Origin of the sequence: Paenibacillus sp. FSL W8-0919 (assembly GCF_038003785.1) — a bacterium.
GTDB classification, from domain to species: Bacteria; Bacillota; Bacilli; order Paenibacillales; family Paenibacillaceae; genus Paenibacillus_AQ; species Paenibacillus_AQ lactis.
Map to the genome: position 1 here is coordinate 5,019,900 of NZ_JBBOPV010000001.1, position 26,614 is coordinate 5,046,513.

Annotated in this window: 19 protein-coding genes and 1 pseudogene; 1 reads left to right on the forward strand and 19 read right to left on the reverse strand. The window is 50.8% G+C overall.

The genetic code is table 11. The features are described 5' to 3' along the window. Window positions 1-178 precede the first annotated feature (178 nt). From NST44_RS22675 to NST44_RS22730, 12 genes are all read right to left on the reverse strand, one after another. The gene (locus tag NST44_RS22675) at window positions 179-817 is read right to left on the reverse strand and encodes a spore coat protein (protein ID WP_007128308.1); all 639 of its coding nucleotides are present in this window, start codon (window positions 815-817) and stop codon (window positions 179-181) included. A 282-nt stretch (window positions 818-1,099) separates the two neighbouring features. Continuing rightward, window positions 1,100-2,275: a glycoside hydrolase family 88 protein gene (locus tag NST44_RS22680; RefSeq protein WP_340900648.1), complete on the reverse strand. Its 1,176-nt coding sequence runs from the start codon at window positions 2,273-2,275 to the stop codon at window positions 1,100-1,102. Between the two features lie 32 nt (window positions 2,276-2,307). Continuing rightward, window positions 2,308-4,446, reverse strand: coding sequence for a helix-turn-helix domain-containing protein (locus NST44_RS22685; RefSeq protein WP_340900649.1), 2,139 nt, complete (start codon window positions 4,444-4,446; stop codon window positions 2,308-2,310). Next, window positions 4,401-4,613, reverse strand: coding sequence for a hypothetical protein (locus NST44_RS22690; protein ID WP_340900650.1), 213 nt, complete (start codon window positions 4,611-4,613; stop codon window positions 4,401-4,403). Before NST44_RS22690 ends, NST44_RS22685 begins: the two co-directional genes overlap by 46 nt. 143 nt (window positions 4,614-4,756) lie before the next feature. Beyond that, a complete protein-coding gene (locus tag NST44_RS22695) occupies window positions 4,757-6,466 on the reverse strand; it encodes an alpha-L-fucosidase (RefSeq protein ID WP_340900651.1) in 1,710 nt (569 codons plus the stop codon). A 10-nt stretch (window positions 6,467-6,476) separates the two neighbouring features. Further along, window positions 6,477-7,355, reverse strand: coding sequence for a carbohydrate ABC transporter permease (locus NST44_RS22700; RefSeq protein WP_007128312.1), 879 nt, complete (start codon window positions 7,353-7,355; stop codon window positions 6,477-6,479). A 14-nt stretch (window positions 7,356-7,369) separates the two neighbouring features. Continuing rightward, the gene (locus NST44_RS22705; RefSeq protein ID WP_007128313.1) at window positions 7,370-8,317 is read right to left on the reverse strand and encodes an ABC transporter permease; all 948 of its coding nucleotides are present in this window, start codon (window positions 8,315-8,317) and stop codon (window positions 7,370-7,372) included. A gap of 112 nt (window positions 8,318-8,429) precedes the next feature. Then, a complete protein-coding gene (locus tag NST44_RS22710; RefSeq protein WP_340900652.1) occupies window positions 8,430-10,037 on the reverse strand; it encodes an ABC transporter substrate-binding protein in 1,608 nt (535 codons plus the stop codon). A gap of 229 nt (window positions 10,038-10,266) precedes the next feature. After that, window positions 10,267-13,026, reverse strand: coding sequence for a M60 family metallopeptidase (locus NST44_RS22715; protein WP_232239275.1), 2,760 nt, complete (start codon window positions 13,024-13,026; stop codon window positions 10,267-10,269). A 317-nt stretch (window positions 13,027-13,343) separates the two neighbouring features. Next, on the reverse strand, window positions 13,344-14,252 hold the full coding sequence (locus tag NST44_RS22720; RefSeq protein WP_340900653.1) for a DUF4097 family beta strand repeat-containing protein: 909 nt from the start codon (window positions 14,250-14,252) through the stop codon (window positions 13,344-13,346). A 335-nt stretch (window positions 14,253-14,587) separates the two neighbouring features. After that, the gene (locus NST44_RS22725) at window positions 14,588-15,223 is read right to left on the reverse strand and encodes a hypothetical protein (RefSeq protein WP_028404592.1); all 636 of its coding nucleotides are present in this window, start codon (window positions 15,221-15,223) and stop codon (window positions 14,588-14,590) included. Window positions 15,224-15,329: 106 nt separating this feature from the next. Then, entirely contained in the window at window positions 15,330-16,145 is an 816-nt protein-coding gene (locus NST44_RS22730; RefSeq protein ID WP_007128320.1) for a ZIP family metal transporter, read from the reverse strand. Window positions 16,146-16,425: 280 nt separating this feature from the next. Here NST44_RS22730 and NST44_RS22735 point away from each other — a divergent pair, with 280 nt between their 5' ends. After that, entirely contained in the window at window positions 16,426-16,989 is a 564-nt protein-coding gene (locus NST44_RS22735) for an NAD(P)H-dependent oxidoreductase (RefSeq protein ID WP_144878415.1), read from the forward strand. Between the two features lie 80 nt (window positions 16,990-17,069). Here NST44_RS22735 and NST44_RS22740 read toward each other — a convergent pair whose 3' ends face one another. The 7 genes and pseudogenes from NST44_RS22740 to NST44_RS22770 all read right to left on the reverse strand — a co-directional run bounded on the left by NST44_RS22740 (window position 17,070) and on the right by NST44_RS22770 (window position 26,581). Beyond that, entirely contained in the window at window positions 17,070-17,432 is a 363-nt protein-coding gene (locus tag NST44_RS22740) for a winged helix-turn-helix transcriptional regulator (protein WP_007128322.1), read from the reverse strand. Between the two features lie 201 nt (window positions 17,433-17,633). Then, the gene (locus NST44_RS22745) at window positions 17,634-20,813 is read right to left on the reverse strand and encodes a bifunctional cytochrome P450/NADPH--P450 reductase (protein WP_340900658.1); all 3,180 of its coding nucleotides are present in this window, start codon (window positions 20,811-20,813) and stop codon (window positions 17,634-17,636) included. A gap of 404 nt (window positions 20,814-21,217) precedes the next feature. Next, window positions 21,218-23,395 (reverse strand): heavy metal translocating P-type ATPase, encoded by a 2,178-nt coding sequence (locus tag NST44_RS22750; RefSeq protein WP_340900659.1) that lies wholly within the window; start codon window positions 23,393-23,395, stop codon window positions 21,218-21,220. A 139-nt stretch (window positions 23,396-23,534) separates the two neighbouring features. Then, complete coding sequence (locus NST44_RS22755; RefSeq protein ID WP_028404589.1) at window positions 23,535-24,104, reverse strand: TetR/AcrR family transcriptional regulator; 570 nt, start codon at window positions 24,102-24,104, stop codon at window positions 23,535-23,537. A 415-nt stretch (window positions 24,105-24,519) separates the two neighbouring features. Then, window positions 24,520-25,281, reverse strand: coding sequence for an SDR family oxidoreductase (locus NST44_RS22760; RefSeq protein ID WP_340900660.1), 762 nt, complete (start codon window positions 25,279-25,281; stop codon window positions 24,520-24,522). A 239-nt stretch (window positions 25,282-25,520) separates the two neighbouring features. After that, window positions 25,521-26,195: pseudogene (locus tag NST44_RS22765) on the reverse strand (formylglycine-generating enzyme family protein). Window positions 26,196-26,212: 17 nt separating this feature from the next. After that, complete coding sequence (locus tag NST44_RS22770; protein ID WP_028404586.1) at window positions 26,213-26,581, reverse strand: DUF4180 domain-containing protein; 369 nt, start codon at window positions 26,579-26,581, stop codon at window positions 26,213-26,215. Window positions 26,582-26,614 lie beyond the last annotated feature (33 nt).

Consider the following 26,614-nt stretch of genomic DNA (forward strand, 5'->3'; position numbering starts at 1 on the left):
TCGAAGGTATAGACAGATTCATTTCATGTTAATGAAAGATATGCGATCTGGCAAGCATTTTCGATGGCTCCCAGTAACTTCCCGCGATTGCTGTGAAAGGAGTTTAATCGAGCCGGCAATGGTAAAAGTTGTCGTAAAAAAAGCGCCCTATCCCATTCGAGATAAGGCGCTTGGATCATTAGTGAGGCATTATATTGCCAGGTGTTTGCGGCTGAACCATAGCAGGAGCGTAGCTATTTTGCATTTGCGTCATATCCTGCCGCGGAAGCTGTGGTACCTGATAGTAGCCATGCTTGTTCTGATACAGGGAGATTTCATAAGCCATTTCAATACAGTTTGGCAGCGAATCTGCAAGCACCCGGCGCACGACTGGATTGGTGGATTCCAGGGCGGCATTTGTTTTTACGGTAGCACCGGCTTTAACCGCATTCAGCATGCATTGGGAAATGAACTCATCGTTTATTTCTGCTGTCGACTGCATTGGTTTCTTCGGCTGGGATGGCTTCATCCCGTAAGTAAAGTCATTCCCCTGCTTCATTTTATAGCTTTGGGTCGGTTTGGATGGGTCTTGCCCTGATTTAAAGCACTCCAAGGTGATGTTGTATTCATCAGCCATAAATTGCTTCTGGCGCTGCATAATATCCCGAAGCTCCGGATCTTGTACGTGCCCGCTTAGCATCGTATAAGTATCAATCGTATTGATGGCCCCTGCCAACACTTCGTGGACGTCGAACATTTCGTGCCCGCCATGGTTCAATTGCGGAGGAACCATACCGGTTTCAATATTTTGGTGATTTTGCGGCTGTTGGAATTGCATGCATATAACCTCCTCATATTTTAGCCTTATTTCCAATGCATCAACTTGATAGCCGGATTATGGCTTGGGAATGGCTCCTTATCTGCAGTTCAAATATGGAGTCCAAGGTTTATTGTTATAAGAATCGACTTAAGTTATTCAGAGAAAATGCAGCGTGAGCCAAGCGAAGTCAACATGAAGTAATTGATGATTGGATTTGATTGTGCCTGCGACAAAAAAGACGGCCGCCAAATGGCGGTCATTAGCAATTTGTTCGTACTTCTCGGCATCTCGTTCTTTCCTTTACCAGTACATATCCCAATCTTTTAAAACCCTCACCAGCGCTTCAAAATAGAAATAATCTCCCCATATGCAGCATTCGTCGATTCCGTTCCCGAGCGGCTTTCCATACACCGCATGCTGGAGAATGCCGTTGGATTCAGGGAGCGAAGCCGTCGTATATCGATCGGATAAAGACTCCAGGATACGAAGTGCTGCGTTCTCGTACGTTCGGCGCTCCGGATGCGAGAGCGGCAAGTGCTTAGCCAGTTCCAGCATTCCGCATACCGAAATGGCGGCCGCCGAGCTGTCCCTCTCTTCTTCCAGGCCTTCGGTGAATATCAAATCCCAATAACACACATAATCCTCAGGCAGCCGATTCAAAAAGTATTTCGTGACCCGCTCAGCATGATGCAGCAGCGCTTCTTCCCTTGTATATGCATAACTGAGCGGCAAACCATAAATGGCCCAGGCCTGACCGCGCGACCAGCATGAATGATCAGCGTACCCTTGGGACGTTTGCCCAAATCTTGGCTCTCCGCTCTCGACATCCATATAATACGTATGGTACGTTGAGGAATCCTCACGAATCAAATATGCAGCGGATTGCCGGGCATGGCTTATGGCAGCACGTCGATATTTCGGTTTACCGGTTTCTTCAGTCGCCCAATAGAGCAAAGGCAAATTCATGCAACAGTCGATGATCATCCTGCCGCGCTGAGACGGTTGGTCCAGCTTCCCCCAAGCCTGAATGATGCCGGCTTTCTCGAAAAACCGCTCCATCAATAGGTCTGCGGCGGCCAAGGCAACCTGTCTTGCATCTTCGTTCCCGGTCAATTTGTATGCAGCCACGCAGGACAAGGAATACAAAAAACCCAGATCATGCGTCTCCGTTGCGATGCGCTGCTCCACACGCTCCTTGTAGCTGTGGAGTTGATGCTCCGCGGGCGAGCGGTACTTCGCATCACCTGTAACTTCATATGCCAACCACAGCATCCCGGTCCAGAAGGACGAGGTCCATTCCGTGTTGCCGATTGGCTCGTAGATATGATTACGGCTTGCAGGGGACGGAAAACGGTCCGAAAATGTGTCCAAATTTTCATCGATCTTATGCAGCACGAATTCAATGGCGGCTTCGGTCCTTTGACGCGTCCAAGTCGTGGTCACGCCGTATTTTAATGGTTCCTGGATCGCTTCCATGTCTAATTTGCCACTCCTCTTCACGTTCAAGTTTAATGCCCGCTTGCACTCACCCGATATTTGCCGGGTGTTACCCCCTCCAATTTCTTGAATGCCCGGATGAACACGACATCGTTTGTATAGCCGACTAGTTGGGCCAGCTGCGCATTGGTCAGTTCCGATTGCTCCATCAAAGTCTTCGCTTTCTCAATCCTCGCGCGGGTAATATAGTCGGTGATATTGCATTGATTCATCTTCTTAAAGAAACTCGAGATATATTGCGGCGTCATGCCGAAATGGTCGGCAATCATGCCAAGTCCTAAATTATAGTCAGTTAAATTCCGGTCGATGAATACCATCAAATCCTGCTGCAGCTGGATGCTGTGATCGCTGTGCTCCGTATGAAAGAGACGGGACAGCTTTTCATACAACCGCTTGGTCTCGGTATGCATTTCATCGCTTGTGGAACAACCGAATATGTGTTTTACGGGATCAAAGCTCGGGCCTAGAAGGCTTTCATGATCCGTGTTCGTCAAATTCAGTATTTTCAGAAATGTGCTGATAATGTTGAAGAACAAGCATCTTCCCAGCTCAGGGGTCATTCCCGATGAATTAAAATTCATCGTATAAATATTGTCCAGCAGCTTAGCGACGTTTTCCGTATCTCCGCTTCTCACATGGTTGACAAGCTGCGTCTCGAATTCGATCGGATAGTAATAATGATGCTTAATGTCCCGTACATGCCCGAAGTGAATGATTGAATTTCTACCGCTGAACATCCGGTAATCCAGGGCTGCCATTGCTTCCAGATAAGCGCTGCCGATGGTTCCGTTTCCTGTGTGTACGCTGCTGACGGCGATCGTCACGGAAATATGAAAACGGTCCTCCAAGACCCGAAGCAATCGTTCTGCGATCTCATGAAGGAAGAGTCCTGTTTCCACCTCTTCAACCGGATGGAAATTGATCAGGATCGCTACCCGATCGCGTTCCAGATCGACAGCGAATCCCTGATGTCCCGAATTTGCAATATCCGTGCCGATATTCGAGATGATAAACCGAATTTGCGTCCAGTCTTGCTCGGATGGCTCTGGTGACAGCCTTGTAATATTCACTGCTTGAACAATGATGACTGCAAACTTGTCGGACGCGAAGTGTATACCCATCGTCGCTAATGACGGCCCCCCGTGATCGCCCGCATGTTCCGGATCAATGTATCCCCGAATGAGCCTTGACAGAAAATCGGCACGGATGACAGGCGTCTGCCTGAACAATCGCTCTCTCAGATGCCGCTGCTCAACGAGCGAGCCTTCGATCGTTTGCAAAATAAAATCATATTCGTTTGCGGCCGGCTTATCCTGAACCGGCTTTCCTTGAAGTATGGCATCAACCACCCGTTTGACGGGACTATATTGTCGGTATGCAAACCAACAAGCAATGGCCGCCCCCGCGACAAGCGATACGACTAACACCGTGAGCGCCATTCTCTTTAGCTGCGATACTCGTTCCATAACGCTGTCCATCGGCATGACGGACACATAATGCCAGCCGGCTTCCTTGGATTCCGTAAAGGTTATCATGCTGTCCGTGCCATTTAATGTAGTTTTAAACAATCCCGATGGACCAGCCAGCTTTTCCGTCACCTGTAATGACAGCTCCGAGCCAGAGGAGCTTGCGATCACGCCCTGTTCCTTGTCGAGGATATAAATCTCGCTGTCGTTCGCGGACTCGATTTGCCGGAACATCTCCTGAAGCTGCTGCCCATCGATCATGATCACAAGCGTTCCGCGGATATTGGAAACTTCATGGAACGGAAGGGACTGCGCATAAGTGATGACATCCGCCGGGTTGCCATTTGCTTGATTCGGGTCCTGCAGCAGCACATTGGAGGGCAAGAAAGCCTTGTTGTGGTAGCTGCCGAGCAACGTCCGCTTCCAAGTTTCAAATTCCATATGCTCAAACCGATAATACTTGTCGTAGAAGGTTCTTGCATCCGTCCGCATTCCCGGCTTCAGAATGACGTCTCCCGCTTGCAGATGAACATAATAGTCCTTCACGAATCCGCTTACAAAAGATTGATAGCGGTTCAAGTAATCGCGGACGAATTCTACCTGGCGATACGCCCCGGCTGGATCTTGCCTATCAAGATTCAGCAAATGAGCCAGCTTCGGGTTAAACATGATTTGTTTGGCCAAAACTCTTTAAGCTTGCTGTCCATTGAAAGCCGCAGCTGCTCCAGCATTGCCGAATTTGAACGCTCCACATTGTTTTCCATCACGTTTTCCACCCGTCCATATAGAAAAAGCCCCACGGTCATAGGCAATAACAGGATGAGCATGTACGAAACGATCATGGTTTTCAAGACGCGTCCCCGGCTGCTCCTCTTTCGCTTGCCGGGAATAAAGCCGGGTATCGAGATCATGGGCATTCCTCCAAGAAAATGTATGGAAACCTATTTCTTGAATCCTTCGCCAAACGGACTAGCAATCCCTTTAATAAGTCCGGTCATCCAATGAGAGGAACCAATCGAACCGAACGAAGCTTCACGGCTGCCGCCTGCCAAATTTCCGGTCCGAAAGGCTTCGGTTTCGCAAGCTTGGTTGATAAGGTCAACGCATACGTACCCGGATCCTCAATTACGATCCGTCCGACAGATGAATGAACCTCGGTGTACGGATGCTGACAGGATATGGAGTCGTTGACGACCTTATCCTCTTGGGGAATACATGAGATCGTCTGCCCTGCCGCCCGTACGGTGACCTCATGATCGTATTCCTTTTCCCAAACGGCACCGGATTTTTTGAAATTAACAAGCATGACTTCGTAAATGCCGGAAGATGAAGCCTTAAAGCTCCACCGTGCCTCGTTCATCTCGCTCCCGGTCGTTATCTCTGACAGTACAAGATCCAGCTTAATGGAGCCATTCGCCTGTTGGATAAACCCCCGATCTACATCGATCTTGCCCTCGACTTCCAATGCAATAACCGAAACATGGTCTTCCGGGGGATGCTTGGGCAGTCGGATCCGCATCGCGTGATGGTCCGTTTCCGGTTGATAGCTCTGGTGCACGGGAAGACTGCTTGTCGTCGGGTCCGTGAGCAGATATGCATGTTTAACCGTATTTCTCACCCCGTTCAATGCCAGTTCTCCCTCTGGCCAATATCGGTTGTATACATGAAGGAAGAGAATATCTTCTTTAACCGTAACCGCTCCCCACTCCAGCTCATAAGGGAACGGGCTTGCGCTCGTACCGTAGACCGCCTCTCCATTTCGAGCAAGCCATTCGCCAACTTCCTTCAGGCGCAAAGCGGATTGTTCCGGAATTATTCCTGTTTCCGTAGGGCCGACATTGAGCAGCAAATTTCCTCCCTTACTCACGATGTGCACTAACTTTCGGATCAAAGCATCCGTCGATTTCCATACTTGATCCTTGGTGCTGTACCCCCACGATTGATTTAGGGTCATCGGCGTCTCCCATTCCCTCGTCTCCTCTCCATGCATCGGGATTTCGTTATCGCCCTTGGATTGGTAATCACCAAAATCAGGCCAATGGCTCACTCTGCTGTTAATCAGGCAATCGGGCTGAAGCTCACGAATCATGTTTACCATCGCTTCGCTCTCCTTCTTCGACAATCCCCCGGATGTATCGAACCAGAGCAGCCCGACGGGGCCGTATTCCGTCAGCAGCTCGCGCACTTGCCCCTTTGCTTTATGGTTCCAATAACTGAAGAACGCCTTCTTCTCCAGCTCATAGTCCCACAGATTGTTAAATGTATCGTGAAGCGCATGCGGATGATGCCAATCAATCACATGAGAATAGTAGAAGCAGAGCCTGATTCCTTCCTCCCTGCAAGCTTCGGACAGTTCCTTCAACGGATCCCGGCCGAATGAAGAAGCATCAACAATATTGAACGGGTCCGTCCGCGAGTGGTACATGGCGAAGCCATCGTGGTGCTTGGCCGTGATGACGATATATTTCATGCCGGCCCTTTTGGCGCATTTCACCCAAGCTTTGGCATCAAACTGTGTCGGGTTGAATTCCCCGGCAAGCTTCTCATATTCCTTTACCGGAATTTTGTCAGCATACATCACCCACTCTCCTTTGCCGAGCAGCGAATACACCCCCCAGTGGATGAACATGCCGAATTTGGCATCCTTCCACCACTGCATCCGGTTCTTGCTTTCCGCTACGATATCTAATGATGAATCAGCCATCGTTCTCCTCCTATTCCTTAATGGCGCCGATCAAGACACCTTTGACGAAGTATTTTTGCAAAAACGGATACAGAAGCAGTATCGGTAATGTGGACACGATGATCGTTGCATATTTAATCGTGTCCGCGATCGCCATCCGGTCCCCGGAGGCTTCCGTCATCATGTTGTCCGTCGTATTGGTTATGAGAATTTCCCGGAGCACAAGCTGGAGCGGGAATAACTCCCGGTCCCGCAGGTAGATGAGCGCCCCGAAATATGAATTCCAGTGTCCCACGGCATACCATAGAATCATTACGGCGATAACGGGCATGGACAGGGGGATAATGATTCGGAATAGAATGATCAGGTCGTTCGCACCGTCGATTTTCGCTGATTCCTCAAGACTTATCGGTACGGACTGAAAGGCAGTCCGCATAATGATCATATTAAATGTCCCGATCATCCCTGGGATGAGCATCGCCCAGATCGTGTTCAGCATTCCCAGGTTATTGATCAGAAGATAAGTCGGGATCAGGCCGCCGCCAAAAAACATGGTAATGACGATCAACATCATCAATAGATTTTTAAAGTACAAATTTCTGCGGGACAACACGTATGCGCCGATCGCCGTGGCCACCAGATTGATGGCTGTTCCCGCCGCAACGTAGATCAGCGTGTTCCGATACCCCGTCGTAATCATCGGATTGTTAAACACCGCCTTATAGGCTTCGAAGTTGATATCAAGCGGCGTGAACAGCAGCCCTCGGTGCTGGGCTAACGAAGCGGGATCGCTGAACGAAGCAAAGGCAACGTACACGAATGGATATAAGGTGACGAAGCAGAGACCGGTTAGAATCAACGCATTGAACCAGACGAATATGGTCTCTCCGGCGGTTCGTTTATTAGCCATAACCGCCCCCCTCTCTACCAGAGTTTATGTTCGCTGACCCGCTTGCTGATCGAGTTCGCGAGTACAAGCAGAATGAAGCTGACCACCGAATTAAATAAACCTACAGCCGTCGTAAAACCGTAATCCGTCTCCAGAACCCCTCGCCGATACACAAAGGTCGAGATCACGTCAGCCGTTTCATAAGTTAGCGGGCTGTACATCAGCAATACTTTTTCGCTGCCAACGCTAAGCATGGAGCCCATATTTAAAATGAAAATAATAATGATCGTCGGCAGCATCCCAGGCAGCGTTATGTGCAGCATCTGTTTCCAGCGGCCAGCGCCGTCCATCTTGGCTGCCTCGTAAAGGGTCGGATCAATGGTTGCGATGGAGGCAAGATAAATGATCGAACCCCAGCCTACGCCTTGCCAAATGCCGGACCCGACATATAGCGTACGGAACCATCCGGCCTCGCTCATGAACGGAATCGATTCGATGCCGAAAAAGCCCAGTATCTGATTAACCAAGCCATCTCTTGCGAGGAAATCGAACATGATCCCCGTAACCACGACGATGGATACGAAATGCGGCAAATACGATATCGTTTGAACTGTACGCTTAAACAGCCGGCTGCGGATTTCATTCAGCAGCAGGGCAAGGATAATCGGTGCCGGAAACGCGAAGATGAGCTCATAGACATTGATCAGCACGGTATTGCGCAGAAGGCGTTCGAAATAATAGCTGTTAAAGAAATTGCGGAAATGCTCAAATCCGATCCACTCGCTTCCCCAAATGCCGTCCGCGATACTGAAATCTTTGAAAGCCATCAATAGACCGTACATCGGTCCATAGTGGAAGACGGCATAGTATAGAATGACGGGAAGCGCCAGTATGTAGACGTATTTGTTCCGTCTTAAATCTTTCGAAATCGTTGTCCATTTCCCTTTACGAGACTCGAAGGGATGTTCCCGTGCAGCAGACAATCGGATTCCTCCCTCCAACTTTTATTTATTGTGCCGCACCAAGAGCGACGGGAACTGCATATTTTCCGCCGCTCTACGGCGGTTAGCCTTTAATCTTTTGCCTTATTGCTTCCTACCGCTTACCGTAACGCTCCAAGGCGTTCTGCTGGATTTCCAGGGCTTCCGCTAGACCCATGGATTCAATGGTTTTCACATACTTATCGAACTGATCCAATGGCTCGGCGCCCATGACGAATTTCAAGTACATCTCGTCCTTGTACGTGTTAATGTCTGTCATAATTGAAGCATAGCGGCTGCTCTCGGCTTGAGTCGGCGTTGTGCGCGGCATTTTCTTTTCCATGGTCGGCTCAGCCCAGATGATCTTGGACTCCAGCTGATCAGGCTCGGTCGTATATTGCTCATCGAAACGAATATCGAGCATGAACGGCCCGCTGAAGGTTGCTCGGTTATGCTTGGACATGGATTGGATCACTGGCAGTCCGGAAGGATCATTTAATACTTCGGGTTTGAATTTGGGCTTGCCGTCTTCCATCGTATAGCTGACGCCCTCTTTTCCGAAGTTAAATAACAGGGTCCCTTCCTCGGAGTAGCCGTAATCCAGCCACTTTACGGTTTCAATCGGATTTTTGTTGCTGGTCGTGATCGCCGCCCCGATTCCGTTAAATGCATAGTCCTTGTAACCCCAGATTTGCTTGTCGCCTTTGTTCATCACAGGGTAGGGCGCTGCCACCAATCTGAAATTCGGATCTTTATCCTTCATGAGCGTTCCATACTTGCCGATCCCACTGCCGGTGTATAGAATCGCTGATCCGATTTGCCCGCCGGTAATTTTGGCCTCCAGCATTTTCTCATCGGTCGTCGCAAAGTCTTGATCGAGTAAGCCTTCCTTGTACCACTGGTTCATGAGTGTCAGGAACTCCTTGAACCTCGGGTCAGTCGGGCCGTATTTAACCTGTCCTTCCTCTTGATAAAATCCGGCGTTAATTCCCCACGCTCCGAGAAAAGCGGTCGTTGTATCGACATCTCCCTTCGTCAGATATAGTGGGATCTCATCCGCTTTGCCATTGCCGTTCGGGTCTTGTTCCTTAAAGGCCTTCAACACGTTGTACCATTCATCAATCGTCGTCGGCATCGAAAGCCCCAGCTTATCGAGCCAATCCTGCCGGATCGTCGGTCCGAGAAATACCTTAAGCTTGTCGTCGGTACGCAGGAACGGGAACACGTATATGCTGCCGTCATCGGTCATAATTTCCTTCTTCCACTCCGGATGCTCCTCAAGCACCTTCTTAAAGTTTGGTGCATGCTGGTCGATCAAATCATTGAGTTTGATGATTTTGCCATCCTTGATCGCCTTCTCCGGTCCCCCAGGATAGCCGGCCCAAGAATATTCGATCACATCCGGAAGCTTTTCCGAGGTCATCATGAGGTTAAACTGCTCCGTGGCTTGCTGGCCCTGCGGAGGATGCTGAAAGTCCACTTTCACTCCGGTTAAACTCTCCAATTCCTTATAAGCCTCGATTTCGTTGTAACTCTTCATCGTAGCGGACACCTGGCTAACGATTTGCACCCAATACGTCAGTTCCGATAGAACCGGAGGGGATTCCGGGTCCAACGTTGCCTCCGGTTGTTCCTTGGCACTGCCTCCGCAGCCTGCCGCTGTCATGGACATGGTGGCGGCAAGCAAAACAATCCAGAATACTTTAAGCCTGTTGACCTTCATTATCTTTGCCTCCCTTTTCATTTGCTTGTTGTGCGGATTTCTGGTTTGTTAAGCACCACCTTACAGAACATTTTGGCGATTGAACACCGCCGTATTTTCTAATTGTGCAGTATATTTTTAAAGCAGTACATTGTCTAAATTTAATCTTGGACTGATTTATTTCATGATGGACGGTCACTACAGAAATAAAGGGCGGCCGAAACGGCCGCCCTTTGCAAATTATAAGCTGCTATGAAGCCGAGACTTGGTTTCGGATGTAGTCCATGTCTCCAAGAAGCAGCTCCGCAAAACCGGAATCGATGTGCTTGCCCCGTTGTGCTTTGATGGCGTTCTCCAGCGAAGTGAGCGCTTCATCGGCTCCTTCGCTTCCAGGAGGATGCTGCTGGAGATCTGCAATTTTGGCCAATAGGCTTAGCGTGATGCCGTGATTATCAATCCAGCCCTTTTCTTCCCCTGCTCTCACGATATCGTCGAGCTGTTCCTGATCGACAACAACTTCGATCGGATATTCACGAACCGTGACATTCCCGGCCGCATCTTCTGCCGTTATACGAAGAATATGCGGTCCGGCTGTCAGCGTTAATGGCTCTCTAACCAGCGTTTCGGAAGCTTCCTTGCCATCCAGCTCCAAGCTAAAGTCCGATACGCCGCTTAATGTGTCCGTGATTTGAGGCGAAATGGTTAAACGCTCGGTTTGGTATACGGACTGTGGCACATTTGCCTTTATTTCCGGTCCGCTCCGATCAATCCTCACTGTCTTGGAGGTTTCGTCACTTGTCACGCCAGACAAAGCGGCCATTCGGGCATATACGGTTGTCTCTCCCTCTGTTTCCAAGAGTATGGGAGCCGTATAATTCGTCCATGTGCCTTTGGATCCTAGCTTAAATTGGCTCCGCATGCCTGCAGCTTCAGCTTCAGGAGTCATCGCGATGGAGACCTGCACCGAGTCACGGTTCCATTCGGTTTCCGACTCGACCTTGATTTCTGGTGGGTCTTTAAGCGAATGCGTCTCCCTCAAGCGCCACAATTCCTGCGCAGGGGACGGTAAGTTCAACGCCTCGATGCGGGATTTAACCTCCGCTTTGGAATACGGCAGCGCCCACTTATCGAAGAACTCCGTCAGATTCTCTCCTGCCGTAATGGATGCCATCACGACAAACGTATCGATCTCTTCCTGGTTCGTCGCAGGCAGCTGCGATGCCGGCAGCTCTCGGTACGCCTTATGAAGGTCAGCGTAAAAGTCCCATCCATAAGCCAAGGAAAGCTGGCGGAACATCACGAGATAGCCGAAGAGATCCAGCTGGCCGGAAGCACCGAACGACTTACCTGGAAGATCGCTTTCCATATATTCAAACGCTAAATCATAGAAGTCCTTTCCATCGGCATTGCGAATCAATAAGTTGCTGCTGTTGCCGAATTTCTCCTGAACGTAAAGGGAGTAAATATTAACCGTGATTTCACCTGTTACGTTCCAGTTCCAGGCTCCTTGCTGATATTCATGGCCCGTCTCGTGCCAGAAGCCCCATCCTCCCTGTGTAACTCGAGATATGTCCACGGCGTGGCCCGCTGAAGGATCGATGTGAAACATGATCGGATAGCCCGCATGCATGTAACCAGCACTAATCTGTCGATCCGCAACATAACGGAACGGAAGGTCTATACTTTTGTGCGGCAGCGGTTGATCCGGGGAAAGCCCCGCAACTTCCTCGGTGTAGTCCACGATCGCATCCCACTTCTCCACTAATTGCTGTGGATCTTCTAGCTGCCTGATATACTCGGACGGCAGCGTCAAGATCACCCTGCGTCCCTGAAGCTCCGACCAGGGGGCGGGATGATGCCGAATCGTATCTTCCCATTCGGCCTTAGAGGTCTCGCCAAGGATATAATGCGGTGCGCGAACTCCGCCGCTGATTTCAATATCCTTCGCAACGCCAGGCTGAGGCTTGGTTGGAATCAAGTAAATCAGACCGCCAAAAGGACTGCGAATCCGATTCTCACCCGGAGAGAGGGTCTTTCGCTGCGTTATGACCGGCGGTCGTTCCCATTCCGTTTTACTTGTCAGATTGTCCGTGTGCGCCCCAACCTGAACGTCTAGATGCTGAGTGCCTTCGGGCACACGAACCGTTACCCATTCTCCGGCCGGCGCGTACAGCCCTGTACTAATCCAATTTTTAGGAACCGTCCCTTGACGCAAATAGTCAAAGGTTGAATAATCAAAATTCACGTGGACGGATTGTCCCGTCACACGAGGGGCCTCTGCTGGAACGGCTCCGGGGAATTGATCGGCATAAGGGGATTTGGGGGCCGTCAGGTCATTTCCGATCCGTCCCAATTGAAACGCTAATAATGCGCTCGTATAGGGCGCTTTGGAACGGTCGAGCGGAAACGTAAGATTGGATTCCAAATCGCTCGCATCCTGCTCGATCACGGCATACAGCGGACTCTGCGGAGTGATGCTGCTGACGGTTCCACCGGTCACCGAAGCGATGACCTGCAGCTTCTTATCCGCGCCGGCACCAGGCCGCCCGACGTTTACCTGATCCGGTGACAGAGTCCCGGCCTCAATTGCTTCGGCCAGTTCCAGCAGCTTTTGCGAATGATAATTGGCGGATTGCTCCGGTGTCAATTTGGGCAGGGTTTCCGTTCGAGTCGATGCCGTATTGTTCATCAGACCAAGACCCATCCGGTTCAATAGGCGCTGCACCGGGTAATCCTCACTGAGCTTGCCTGAAAGTCCCTGATATTCATTCCCAAGAAAGACATGCGGATATTGTTCCATCACCCATCCCTTTAAGGGGACAACGACATGACCTCCTTGCGCGACGTAATTCTCGACGGCGTCGACCTCGCTATCCTTCAGCGTCCCGTCAACATAAGCTACGGGGTAGCGGGACGGATCCAACTGCTCCGGCGTGAATTGGTCCAATCGGACCAAATCGATCGGTACATCGGTTTCGATGGAATAATTCTTCCACGTTGCGGACAACATGGGTAATCGACCTTTGCCTTCCAATGCCTCGTCAAATTTATCAAAGCAATGTTGAAACTAAACCTTCCTCCTTCTCACCTCACCTTCGGATCTTTTTTCGATACAACCCAACTATAAAACGGCCGCCCGCTGCTCCCAACCGTCTATTTTTAAGATCCAACTGTATTTTCTCTGATCGGCACTGATCTTTTTTAATATTGAATGGCATAAAATTAACAGGGAACCATTCGAATTTGTTCACAAACACAATAAAGAAGGCATCCCGCATAGGGATGCCTTCTCGACTACTACTAATATGAACGGATCACGAAATCCCATTATTCCAGGGTGAAATCACCAGAGCCCGTGCGTACCTTCAGCAGCACATCGCCGCTTCCGAACGTTCCTCTGAGGACGCCTTTATCCTTGTCTTTCTCCTCGTATTGGAATCCGTCCCAACTAACCTCGCCAGTGCCGGAGCCCCCTTTAAAATCAACGGTCAGGGAAGAAGGCTCCTGATCCAAATCAACGGTCACGTTGCCGCTGCCCACCCGCAGGTCGGCATCCTGAAGCAGCTCATCCGCTTCCAGTTGAATGTTGCCAGAGCTGGCCTCGCCTTGCAATTCGGCTTCTCCTTCCTGCAGATCAACGCTGCCGCTGCCTGCCTCGAACTTCATCAAGGAAGCCTTATAGCGCTCAGCCGATATATCGCCGGAGCCTGACTTCAAGCCAATTGTGACCGCATCAATATCCTCGATATGAATATCACCGCTGCCCACTTTGATGGAGATATCCTCTCCCTGCAATCCCGCAATCTCTATATCACCGCTGCCTGCTTCAATGTCGGCTCCTGCCCACATTTTCTCAGGCAGTTCCACCGTTAAATCCGTATCCATAATCCGTACACCGATGCCGATATGATCCGGTGCGTCGATCCCCACGCTCAGCGTTTCGCCCTTCGACTCCACCTTCAATTTGACTTGGTCCGCAATCTGCTTGCTCACTTTCCCATCCAGCCTGATCATGATCTCATCCGAGCTTCCCTGGACGACCTCAATATCGCCGCTTCCTGTTCGAATATCCAACTTCTCGACTTCCTCCGGGCTGACCGCCTGTTCCTCGTGAATTTCCTTCGTAGAGAAGGAGAGGCCAAAGTTAACATTTGAGAAGATATTCATGGGATTCCACGTAAAAATCAACAGCAACACGCCCGCCACCACGATCCACACACCAGTACGTCTCTTCATTTTCGTTTACCTTCATTCCTTCCGTCATTCCAAATTCTCTCTATCTTTCCAGGTTTCCGATTCCTGTTCAGTATAGCACGCATAATCAACATGAACATTAGTCCCGCGAATGATTGAAACCCCGACTTAAGTCTAGTACCGCAAACCTCCTGGGGGTATGCCGAATAGGAGCACGGATTACCTTTGGGAATTCGTAAGATTACGAAAAAAAAAGAACCGACCCCCAGCAGAAAATCTTTACCGGGGACAGCTCCTTCTTCGATCTAAGAATCGCTTCATTATGTACAACATTTACTGAAGTTATAGCTTATGTAGATGCTAGTTCCTCAAAACAATTACAGGATCAATTTCGTTAGAATGCTCATCAGCAAGACGTAGGCTGACACGGATAGAATCAAATAACCGGCGGTGCGCTCCTTCACGACTCCGCTCGCTTCCATGGCGGCATGCAGCGTTAATGCAAGCAGAGACAACAGCGTAATGAGCAGCAATAAAAAGGAAATATTAAAGCTGAAGGACAGAATGCCTGCTACAACAAAACCGACAGCCCCAATGTAATGCGCCGCTCCGACACGCGTAATAAACAGCTTCAGCTCAGGCTGCTTCCCGCTTCTCCACCAGCCGATCAGCCATACAGCCGCCAGCAGCGCAACGGTCGAGAGCAGTCCGAGCAAGAGCATTCTACCGAATACTTCACCATACACGGAGGATGGAAGTTCACTAAATAAGCCTCCCCCTCCAAAGCCAAACATGGCGAAAAAAAGCGATGCTATCCGCTTTCCCGTAAGCAACGTCCATAGTAGAAATCCTACCAATGAGCTGGCAAGCCCCAGGATTCCGTAGATGAAATGTTTTTCCGTCAAATGAATGCTGTTCAGCGGATTTTTCAGCAGATTCAGGATCAAATAGCCATCCACCTGCTTCATTGATTTTGTTACTTCATCCAATACATTTTTCTTCTCTGTCTCCATCGTTTCCTCCCATAGAAATATTCGTCATGCATAAACCAGGTCCGATCCTTTCCTATTTTATCCGATATTTGCTAATCCGTATATTGGAAATTGACAAATTTCAGCATTATCCCAATGCAACATCCAGAATCATCATCAAAACGAAACCGAACATTAGGCTCATCGAGGCCAAGTCTCGGTTGCCCTTTTCCTGAGAGCTAGGAATAACCTCTTCGGCTACGACAAAGATCATCGCTCCGGCTGCAAAGCTTAACGCATACGGCAGCATCGGCTCAATAACGGATACGGCCACTGCGCCGATGACCGCAGCGATCGGTTCAACCATGCCGGAGAACTGTCCATAGAAAAAGCTCTTTCTCCGCGACATTCCGTCACCGCGCAGCGGCATGGATACCGCAACGCCCTCCGGGAAGTTTTGAATGCCGATCCCAAGCGCCAAAGTCATAGCGCCGACAAGAGACGCCTCCGTCCCCCCGTTGGCTAACGCGCCAAATGCGATCCCAACCGCCAGCCCCTCCGGAATGTTATGAAGGGTGATTGCAAGGACCAGCAGCGTGCTTCGTTTTCTCATTTTGGGGTTGTAACCTTCTGCTCCTCCGATAGGGGCATTGGGATGAAGATGCGGCAAAATCTTATCGATCCCCCAGATGAATACCCCTCCCAATAAAAATCCGAAGGCTGCCGGAAACCAGTTCCCGATCGGATTGCCTTCCGACATTTCGATGGCCGGAGCCAATAAAGACCAGTAGCTGGCCGCAATCATCACGCCGCCGGCAAACCCCAGCATGCTGTCCAACAAGCGCTGGTTCAAGGTTTTGGTCACAAAAACGAGCGTCGCCCCTAATGCGGTCATTCCCCATGTAAACAAGGTAGCGAGCAGTGCTTGTAGAATGGGATTCAAGTTCATAAATACATCTACCATTATGGATGAGCTCCTTTTTATGTAAGTGATTATGCTAATGATAAAGTTAGGGTTTCCCCATCAAATCCTAGCATGCATATGCCGACTTTTGTTAGAGACATCTAGAGAATATGTACCCAAGAGGGCTACTCCCCATACAGCCCATCAAAATTATATATCAAATATTCCGTATCATTAACACTTACCTTTTGGTAAGTACCTGAACTAAAAGTGCATACTTACATAATTTCGGCTATCGCTTTATACTCAAGACAATTCATCTTGCAAGGAGGACAACGCTTTGAAAACGCTAGTCATCGCAACACACCCTAATCTGGAAACGTCGGTCGTAAATAAGCGATGGGTCGATGAACTCCGGAAATACCCGGAAAAATACACGATTCATGAATTGCATAAGGTTTATCCGGACGGCATCATTGATGTGGAACAAGAACAGCAGCTAATCGAAACGCACGGCAATCTTGTCCTGCAGTTTCCTATCTATTGGTTTAATTGCCCGCCGCTTCTCAAAAAATGGCTTGATGACGTCTTCACCTACGGGTGGGCATATGGTTCCAAAGGCGGAGATAAATTAAAGAAGCGTAAGGTTGCCCTGGCGGTATCCGCCGGCATTAGAAAAGAAGACTATACAAAAGAAGGAAGGTATCGCTATACGCTTGATCAGCTGCTGACTCCGTTTGAGACGACCTTCCGATACTGCGATGCGGATTACCGTTCATTCTATGCGTTTTATGGTCAAGAAAATGAACCCGGCGGGAACGTGCCCGGTATGGAGCCGGACCCTGCTCAAAGCGCATTGGAAGCAAGCGCCCGCGATTATGTGAAGTTCGTCGATAGCCTGTAATCGGGGTACCGGTGTGAAGGATTAAAAAAGAAGTATTCCTTGAATTGGGGAATACTTCTTTTTTTGAGTCCGGCCTCATGTCAGGCCTCTTGCGGTACAGATTCGGGCGTGGGCATATGGTTCTCGCCCCACTCGCACATCATATACAGCACGGGAATGAGGGAATGCCCCCGTTCAGATAGCGTATATTCCACCTTTGGCGGAACTTGCGGATATTCCGTGCGAACGATCAGGCCATCCTCTTCCAGCTCCTTTAACATTATGCTCAGCGTTTTAAAGGATATCGAACCGATGCTTCGCTTCAGCTCATTATGCCGCATAACCTTATTTTCGGCCAGCCAATACAAAATGATCATCTTGTATTTACCGCCGATCAAGGACAGCGTATACCCAAAGCCGGTGTCTCGGGGGTTTACGCCGGTAGGAACACAGGTTTCACGCACTAGGGTCACTCTCCTTCTAGTCTGCTTGCCTAATATTTCTTGTATGATAAATCTTATCATAAATACAAGCCGATAATGGGGAAAGCTTCATCTTGTTTCAACAAAAAATCCAGGCAGCAAGTCCGAACGAATTCTCGCTCATGGCTGCCTGGATATCGTTAAGTCATGCTTTACAAGGACGGGTCCATGCTGACATATGGATCATCCAGCCCACACATCTTTTACATATCGACCGGACGATTCCAGCCCGGATAACCAGACGGCAGCTTCTTCTTCGCTCACGCCATGCTGATCCCGGTATGAACGGATCAGCGTCTGTTCCACATCCGGCGCCATTCTTGAACCGTCCCCGCAGATGTACATTTTCGCTCCCGCCTCCAGCAGTGACAGCAATAAGGATCCGTCCTGCTTCATCAAATGCTGGACATAGCATTTCTCCACACCGTCTACCCTGGAGAAGGCTGAATGCAAGGTGACCAGCCCTGCTCTCTCCGCCTGCTCCAGCTCGTCGCGGTAAAGGTAATCATGCTCCGGATTCCGACAGCCGAAGTACAGATGCGCAGCACCCAGCTCCTGCCCGGCATCCCGAAGCGCTTGCCTTGCTTGGATGAATCCCCGGAACGGAGCAACGCCGGTTCCCGGCCCGATCATAATCATTGGCGTTGCCGGGTCTTCCGGGAGCTCGAAGCCGGATTCCGGGGAACGTATAAAGATCAACACCTCTGCGCCTACCTCTAATTCCGCCAAATAATTGGATGCAATTCCCCGGTATTCGCCGCGGCCGCTCCAGGCGCTGTCCCGCACGACGCTGACCGTGATGCTGGCCGTATTCCGGCTGACTCGCGGCGAGCTGGATATTGAATAGTATCTCGGCTTCAGCGGCGGCAGCAGCTCTAGGAACCGTTCAAACGGAAGCTCACAGGCTTCATACCGCTCCAGAAGGTCCAGCATACTGATCCGTTTGGCTCTCACTTCATCCTGATATGTCGGATCCTCAAGCAGTTCTAGAAGCTCTTTGGCATGGGGCGGGCAAACCGTACATTCGGCCATTTCCCGAATTTGCGCACGCGTGGCGGGTTCCTGCAGCTCTACGCTGCGGGAGAGCAGATCGTCCAGGCGAACCGGGACGCCGGTCGGCAAATGAGCGCCGCTTCTTCCTTCAACCGATAGAATAAGATGCGCCCCCGCGTCCAATTTAAATCTTCGGAGGACTCTCTGAACCAGCGTCGCCGGGTTAACCGGAAGAACGCCAAGATGGTCTCCTTCATGGTATTCAGTTCCCTCCGGCAGGGAGATTTCGATATGCTGTGTTATGCGTCCGCTGTCTTCATGCTGCAGATTCCGGCTGTGAACAATGCGCCCGCACGCAGCATGGTAGGTATTGGCCAGCGGTACGGCGGCAGCACCCGGTACGAACTGGACGGACAAAGAGCTGCGCTTCGTCTCATTGACGGCTATCACCGGCAGGCCGAGGGCCTGCATCAGATCCGGCCATAGCTCCGCGGTCCATGCATCGACTTCACGTTCAAAATCACCGCTTGCATCACTCTCGCCTCGCGGCAGCAATCGCTGTGCCCCTTTGATAGCCAGCTGCTCGTCGATCAAACGGGGGATGCGCTGGTACGTGCTTGCCCAATTGTGATCCCCGCAGCCGAATACCGCATACCGCACACCCTGGAGTTCGGACTCATCCGCATTCTCCAGCCATTCCACGAAACTCTTGGCATTCGAAGGCGGCTGCCCGTTGTAAGATGCCGATACAATCACGACCGCTCCTTCCTTCGGAAGCCTTCCAGCGAAGTCATCCAGCGTGCCTACCTGGCTGTCGAATCCTAAATGCTTCGCAGCATCGGCCACTTCTCTGGCAATTCCCTCGGCCGTGCCCAAATTGGATCCGTACAAAGCGAGAAGCGGCGTATGATGTGCATGGGTTACAGGTTCAGGACTTGTGGATTGCCGCTTCTCCGATTCGGTAGAAGCGGCTGCGCCTCCTCCCGGAATCATTAGGGCCGTTCCGTCTTGACGGTTCCGGATTTTAATATGGAACCCTTCCGGCTTCAGCGTAAGCGTCTCCTTCACCTTCAGCTCGTAAGACTGATCATCGATAAGTTCAAAATATTTGAGAACCAAACCAAGCACCAAGGTTGCCTCCTGCAGCGCAAATTGCTGCCCGATGCAGGCGCGCTGTCCGTTGCCGAACGGTTTGTACGCATCATGCGGCACCTTGCTCGGATCTTCGAAGCGCTCCGGTCTGAACGCTTCCACGTCGTCTCCCCAGACGCGGGAGTCTCTGTGCAGTCCCGGTATGAGGACCGTCACGCTGTCCCCCTGCTTGACCGAATAGGTGCCGCCGATCGTTGTATCTTCCTTGGCATACAACGAGAAGGCGGGCGCGGTCGGCCACAAACGCAGCGACTCGTTTAGAACCATGCGGACGTATTTGAGCTCCCTCACCTGGTTGTAGGACGGTACGGGATCTTTAAGCACCCGGTCCACTTCGCTGACCGCCTTTTGCAACTTATCCGGGTTTTTCATCAAAAAGTAAATAGCAAACGAAAGCAAGCCGCTTGTCGTCTCATGCCCGGCGATCAGAAACGTGATCATCTGGTAGCGGATGTTCTCTTGATCCAGCCGCTCGCCGGTATCAGGATCTACCCCTTCCAGCATATGGGCCAGCAGGTCCCCTTCATCTCCGCCATGCTTCTGGCGTTCTCGAATAAGCTCATCCACAAGAGAGAACATGAACTGAATATCGTCTTGAAACTGGCGCTTCTTTTTCAACATGAACATGTCTTGGATGCCCAGCCGGTGAAGCTGGTTCATTCCCTCATCAAGCGCACGCACCATGCTATCGATAAACGGATGATTGTCTTCCCGGTAGAAGCTGTTAAACCGGTAATTGAAGCCGCACAGGCCGATCGTATCCAGCGTGAGCCGCGTCATGTCGGCAGGAACGTCCACCGTTTCATCCGGATTGAGACGGGCCCATTTCTGGATCAACTGCATGGCAATATCGAGCATTTTCGTATGGTAGCCCTGCATCGCGCGCTGACTGAAGCTCGAAAGCAGGATGTTATGGGCCTTCTTCCAATTGGGTTCATGCGTTGCGCTTGTGAACAATCCATCGCCCGCAAAGGCACGTACATTCTGCAGCGGTGCCCATATCCGCTTGTCGAAGCGCTTCTCGTCACAAGCATCTCTTACATATTCATGGCCGGAGACGTACAGTTCCCTGCGACCGCCCGGATACTGAAACTGAAAGATCGGGCCGAGCTCCGAAGCGATTTTCACTAGCGACTGAACCGGTGCGGACGAATCCAGCAGGGGCAAATTGCCAAGCGGTCCGTAAGTTTTAGGTTGAGGTATCCCTTTTGTTAGCATCTTCGTTTCCCTCCATCTTCCGAATTTCCATCTGTTATTCGCCCTTCTCCCGGCGGGTTCCACCCTGGTCCGGTACGAACTGACCGAAATCGTAATACGGTCAATTCGCGGTAAAAAAGGAGGATGTGACAGCAGCTTCGCAGTATCCCTATAGCATGGCTGTCTTATCCTAGCCAATACCCTATCATGATATGATGGTCTCGCATATCAGCCGGAGGTCCATAATTATCCAGCCCTAGCCGGGTCTCGCAGTGCTACTTTTCAACCAGGAACCACTCCCTGATTGAATCTTAAGGACTAATCGGCGTTTTTTCGGATACGCCTCCAGATGGGATAACAACCGCTGAACTAGCGGCAACTAACCCCAGACGCTCTTTGTGCAGGGAAGCATGCTTTCGTTGATATTACTCGGTCTTTTCGGCTTGATGCTGCAATCTAAGCGCATTCCCGACTACAAGGAGCGAGCTCGCCGCCATCCCGATGCATGCGATGCGAGGGTCCAAATATCCCAGCGCAGCCAAAGGTACGGTAATCGCATTATACAGCAGGGCAAACAGCAAATTTTGGTGCACATTCCGCATGGTTAGTCGACTCCAAGTGTAGGCCCCGATGATGCTGGAGAGCCTGTTCCCGATCAAAACCACATCACCGGCCTGTTTGGCTGCATCCGTCCCGCCCCCCATCGCTAACCCGACATCTGCCGCAGCTAAGGCGGCCGCATCGTTGATGCCGTCTCCGATCATGGCTACCTTCCGGCCGCGTCCCTGCAGCTCTTGGATAAACGCCAGCTTGTCTTCGGGAAGCATTTCCGCACGAACCTGATGGATCCCCGCCGCTGCAGCCACCGCTGCTGCAGCGGGCTCTTCATCGCCTGTGACCATCCACACATCCGCTTTTTCCTTCAATACCTGTACGACCTTCCGGGCATCCTGGCGCAGCTTATCATTCAAAACAAACGAACCGACGCACTCCCCGTTCAAGGCAATATATAGTCTTGTATGACCCGGCAGATCTTCATGGCGATCCGGATGGATTCCTTGCTCCAGCAGCCATTTCCGGTTTCCCACACGGACGCGGCTTCCTTCTACATGGCCTTCCATCCCTTTCCCTGCCCATTCATGGAACTGCTGGACTTCCGGTAGAAGAGTCCCTCTGTCCCGCGCGGCTCTTACGATGGCTTGCGCTAACGGGTGAGCGGATCGAACGGCCAGCGCTGCCGCCCTGGAAAGCACGTATGCGCCGCCGCCACGGTATGCGTGAATCTCCTTGAGCTGGGGCCATCCTTCCGTCAACGTGCCTGTCTTATCCATCAATATGACATCGGTCTGCCGAAGCCTTTCCAGAGAGCTGCCTTCCTTAAACAGAATACCTCTTCGGGCGGAGGACCCGGTGGCAATCAGGATGGATACCGGCGTAGCCAGACCAAGCGCACAAGGACATGCGATCAGTAATACGGACAGCGCGTGACGCATGGCGGTTTCGGAAGCATCATGGCCATGGGACAATATCTGCCATCCCGCATAGGTGAGGGCAGCAAATGCGATCATCATAGGGACGAAAATGGCAGCAATTCGATCAACAACGCGTTGAATTTCCGGCTTGCCCTGCTGCGCAGACTCGATAAGGCCAATCATCTGCGATAAGCGGGTCTCCTCATGCTGCTTGTCGACGACAATGTTCAAGCTTCCGATGAGGCAGCGCGTTCCGGCATAAACCCGGTCGCCCGCCTTTTTGGCCACTGCTGCGCTTTCACCTGTCAGCATGGATTCATCGGCATCCGCCGTTCCCGAATGCACGAAGCCGTCAACGGAAATCCATTCCCCCTTATTCACGCGGACCCGGTCCCCGGTGTGCACCTGATCCGTGGTGAGCCATTCTTCGCCATGACCGCGAATAACCCTCACCGATTTAACCTGAAGCTCGTACAGCGCGCTCAGCTGCCTTAACGCTCTGCCTTTCGCTACCGTTTCGAGCCATTTTCCCAGCAGAACTGTAGTCATAACCATTGCGATCGTATCAAAATATAGCATCGTATGCGTCAAGTCGTGCCTTGATTGGAACAGCGTATAGTGACTGTAAAAGTACGCTACGGAGGTGCTTAACGCCACAAGGGTATCCATATTGGCCGTACGGTGGATCATCGCCTGGTAGGCGCCATAATAGAATGGATATCCTACACCGAACTGAAGCAGGGTGGCTAGCACCCACTGAATTACTGGGTCCATCAGCAGAGCCGGCGTCCACCCCATCGGCAAATCGGCGATATGGGCCACCATCGCCCATAAGAGCGGGAGCGACAAGCAGGCCGCGATGATGAAGCGGATGCGGTACGCTCCTGATTCCGCTTCGATTCCTGTATGCGGATTCGACAGCTTGTCGGACGCACCATAGCCAAGCTTTTCGATTCTTTCCAGGATGGTGTTCATGCCGACCCGCTTCGGTTCATAATGAATCGTCGCCCGTGACAAGGCGAGGCTGACGCGGGCTGACTGTACGCCGTCCATCTTGCGAAGGACTTTTTCGATCCGCGCTGCGCAAGCCGCGCAAGTCATCCCGCTGACATGGATTTGATCCAGCTTCACAATGCTTCCTCCCCATCCTTTGCTCACTTCTGAATTCGCTTGTCCATACATTCTATGTGGCTGCCCGAATAATCAGAATGGCCAGGATGGAAACCGGATATGTGAGATGAACAGAGCCCAGCTGTCCCGCGGCCTGCTTCTAATGTTGCCTATTCTTCATTTTCAGGAAATTCGTGAGCTGCTCGTTCATATATTCCGGGCTGCGGGTGAAGCCGTCCTCATGCCATTGAATCAGCAAGCCCATAATGGCATTGGCCTGATACGCGATGACCAGCGGGATGTCGATGGAGTCCTCATTTGGTGCGGATGTGCTTTCCAGCATTAAGCCTTTGATTTTCTCAAACAACGAGTAGTAATAAGACAACGAAGATTTTTTATCAAACACAATTTCATAAAACGGCTGGTATTTCTTCACATGGTGAAAGATGCGGATCGTTGAAGGATCAAGATGGCTAGGGTCCAGCATAGCTACATGACGGTAGGGCTCATAATAGGATTCCTCCAAATCTTTAAGCAAATGATGGAGATGCTCGTCAAATAAAGTCCCTACGTCTTTATAATGCAAATAGAAGGTGCCCCGATTGACGCCCGCTTCACGGCAAAGCGCGGACACTGAGATCGATTCCAACGTGTTCGTTCGTAATAAACGCAATAACGCTTGATGCAGTGCTTTCTTGGTCTTGATGACCCTTAAATCATTTTCGTTCATGGCCTGTTCACCTCTCCACGCATACACAGATGTATACTCCTCGTATTGTTAATGAACGTTAATCCGACAATTTGTTCAATAACTGAATAATGACAAGAATTATATACCGATCGCTGCAAAAAGTACACTAAACGTCTTTCCATCTATCCTATGGCTTTGCCGTCCGAGCGTCGACGCTGGTCATCGTGCAGCAGTCATCATTACAACGCGCGCCGAGAGAGACACGCGGTAGCCGCTTCCCGTTCCGTACGTTTTCCCCAATCGCTGCTGGCAAGGGACGGGGGACGAAAACTCCTCTGCAAGATCGTAACCACCAGCACAAGAAAAAAAGAGCGTCCCGCAGTAGAACAATCTACAACGGGAAGCTCTTCCGTGTTCTGATCGATATCAGGTTATTATAATTACGCTCAATCTATTAGAAGCCGGCTGTCCAGCCTCCGTCCGCGGTGATGACGGCACCGTTAATAAAGCTGGATTCATCGGATGCCAGGAATAAAGCGACTTGAGAGATTTCTTCCGGTTGACCGGCACGCGGAATGACGCCTTGGGTTACTTTCGTGCGGGAAGCACCGAACTCGTCCAGATTTTTCATCGTCGAACCAATATTGGTGATCGTTGCCCCGGGCGCAATGGCGTTACAGCGGATTCCCTTCTGCGCATACATGAATCCGGTGTTCTTCGTAATGCCGATCACCGCGTGCTTCGAAGCGGTGTAGGCTGCTCCGGCATGCGCACCGCTGAATCCGCCCGTCGAAGCCGTGTTTACGATCACGCCTTTGCCCTTTTCAAGGAAGATTGGAATCGCCTTGCGGATCGCACGCATGACACCTTTCGTGTTGATATCGAAAATCAGATCCCATTTCTCATCATCCACTTCCCCTACCGGTGCCATATTATCCATGATCCCAGCATTATTCACAAGGATATCCAGGGTTCCATACTGTTGAACGGCGGTATCGATCATGGCGTTGATGTCCTCCAAATTTGCAACATTCGTTCTTATGGCGATGGCTTCTCCGCCGGCAGCCTTGATCCCGGCTGCAACCGCTTCCGCGCCTTCTTTATTTAAATCGGAGACAATCACCTTTGCCCCTTCTTGTGCATACAGCTCAGCAATTGCTTTTCCCATTCCCGATGCTGCCCCTGTAACGACAGCCACTTTATCCTTCAACCGCATAACGATCCCTCCACGCATTTATTGAACAGTTGTTCATTTAAATTATAGAGAAGCTTTGACGTCTTTGTCAAACGAGAGATTTGTGGATTACGGAACGAGTCATCCTGGCGAGTCCGCAGTCTGTTGTTTAGATAATCTCCGTTTTAACGTAAACGGAGCTGCCGATCATCCCGGCAGCTCCGTTATTATAAAAGTTATGTGGATTTCCTTAGGTAAAAGTTATCATGGCTTATCCAGCCTCATATCGACCTTGCAACGCGGAAGCCCAGATCGTCTATTTTAAACGCAGGATGACTGCGACGGCGGCATGTCGCGCCGCATCCCCTGGCCTCTTCGGCCCAGCTCCCTCCCCGAAATAACCGGTAAGAGCCGTATACGAGGGGATTATATTGATCCCAGCACCACTCCCACACATTGCCGATCATATCGAACAGCCCCCAAGCATTCGGCTCCTTTACACCGACAGCATGAGCCCTCCCTCCGAGTTGCCGTGATACCAAGCGATATCATCGAGTTCGCCGTACCTGTAGCCAGTCGTTCCTGCAAGGCATGCATATTGCCATTCCGCCTCAGTGGGAAGACGGTAGCCGTTCGCTTCGCTCATAATGAACCTGATCTCCACCATCGGCTGCGGAGTAGCATTCCTTCAGGCCGAATTGCCGAGACAACGCATTACAGAAATGTATAGCATCATACCAAGAAATATTAGCGACAGGGATGTTGGAGTCTTGGAATCTTCGCTCTTTCGATATCATGACCATAGAATAAAATGCTTCCGTAACCGGTACAGGTGAAAGGCCCAATGAATCCAGCTCCACCGTCCACGTCTTCTTGATCCGGTCGTCCCTAAGTTTAACGCGACCCGCAGGAATCGTAACCATGGGGTATTGTTCTCGAGGATGAAGCTGCGCCATCCATGTATCCCCCCAATCTACTTAATGGAGCTCAGCTTCTCTATCGCCTGTTGTTCAGTCGGCATAAAGAAAAAATCACTGCCATTATTGCTTTCGTATATGAAATCGCGAAGGCTTCGGCTTGAATAGATGGTGAAATCCCCAACAATGGCAAGCTTCGCTCTATAATTGATGAACTTTTGCAGGATATCGCCGGCTAAACGTGTGCTTAAATCGAAAAAACGCTCGCTGATCAATGATTTATGTATGACGATCCGATCGCTGCCCGTCTCATATTGTACGGTTGCCATCAGATCCAATGCGGACTGAACGTCACTAATTAATATACCGCTGCCAGTAACGAGGGCAATGTCCCTGCCGCCTGCCTCGAGCTTCGTTATCTTCATTTTACATCCTCCCAAGTGTATGGTGGTCTTCCA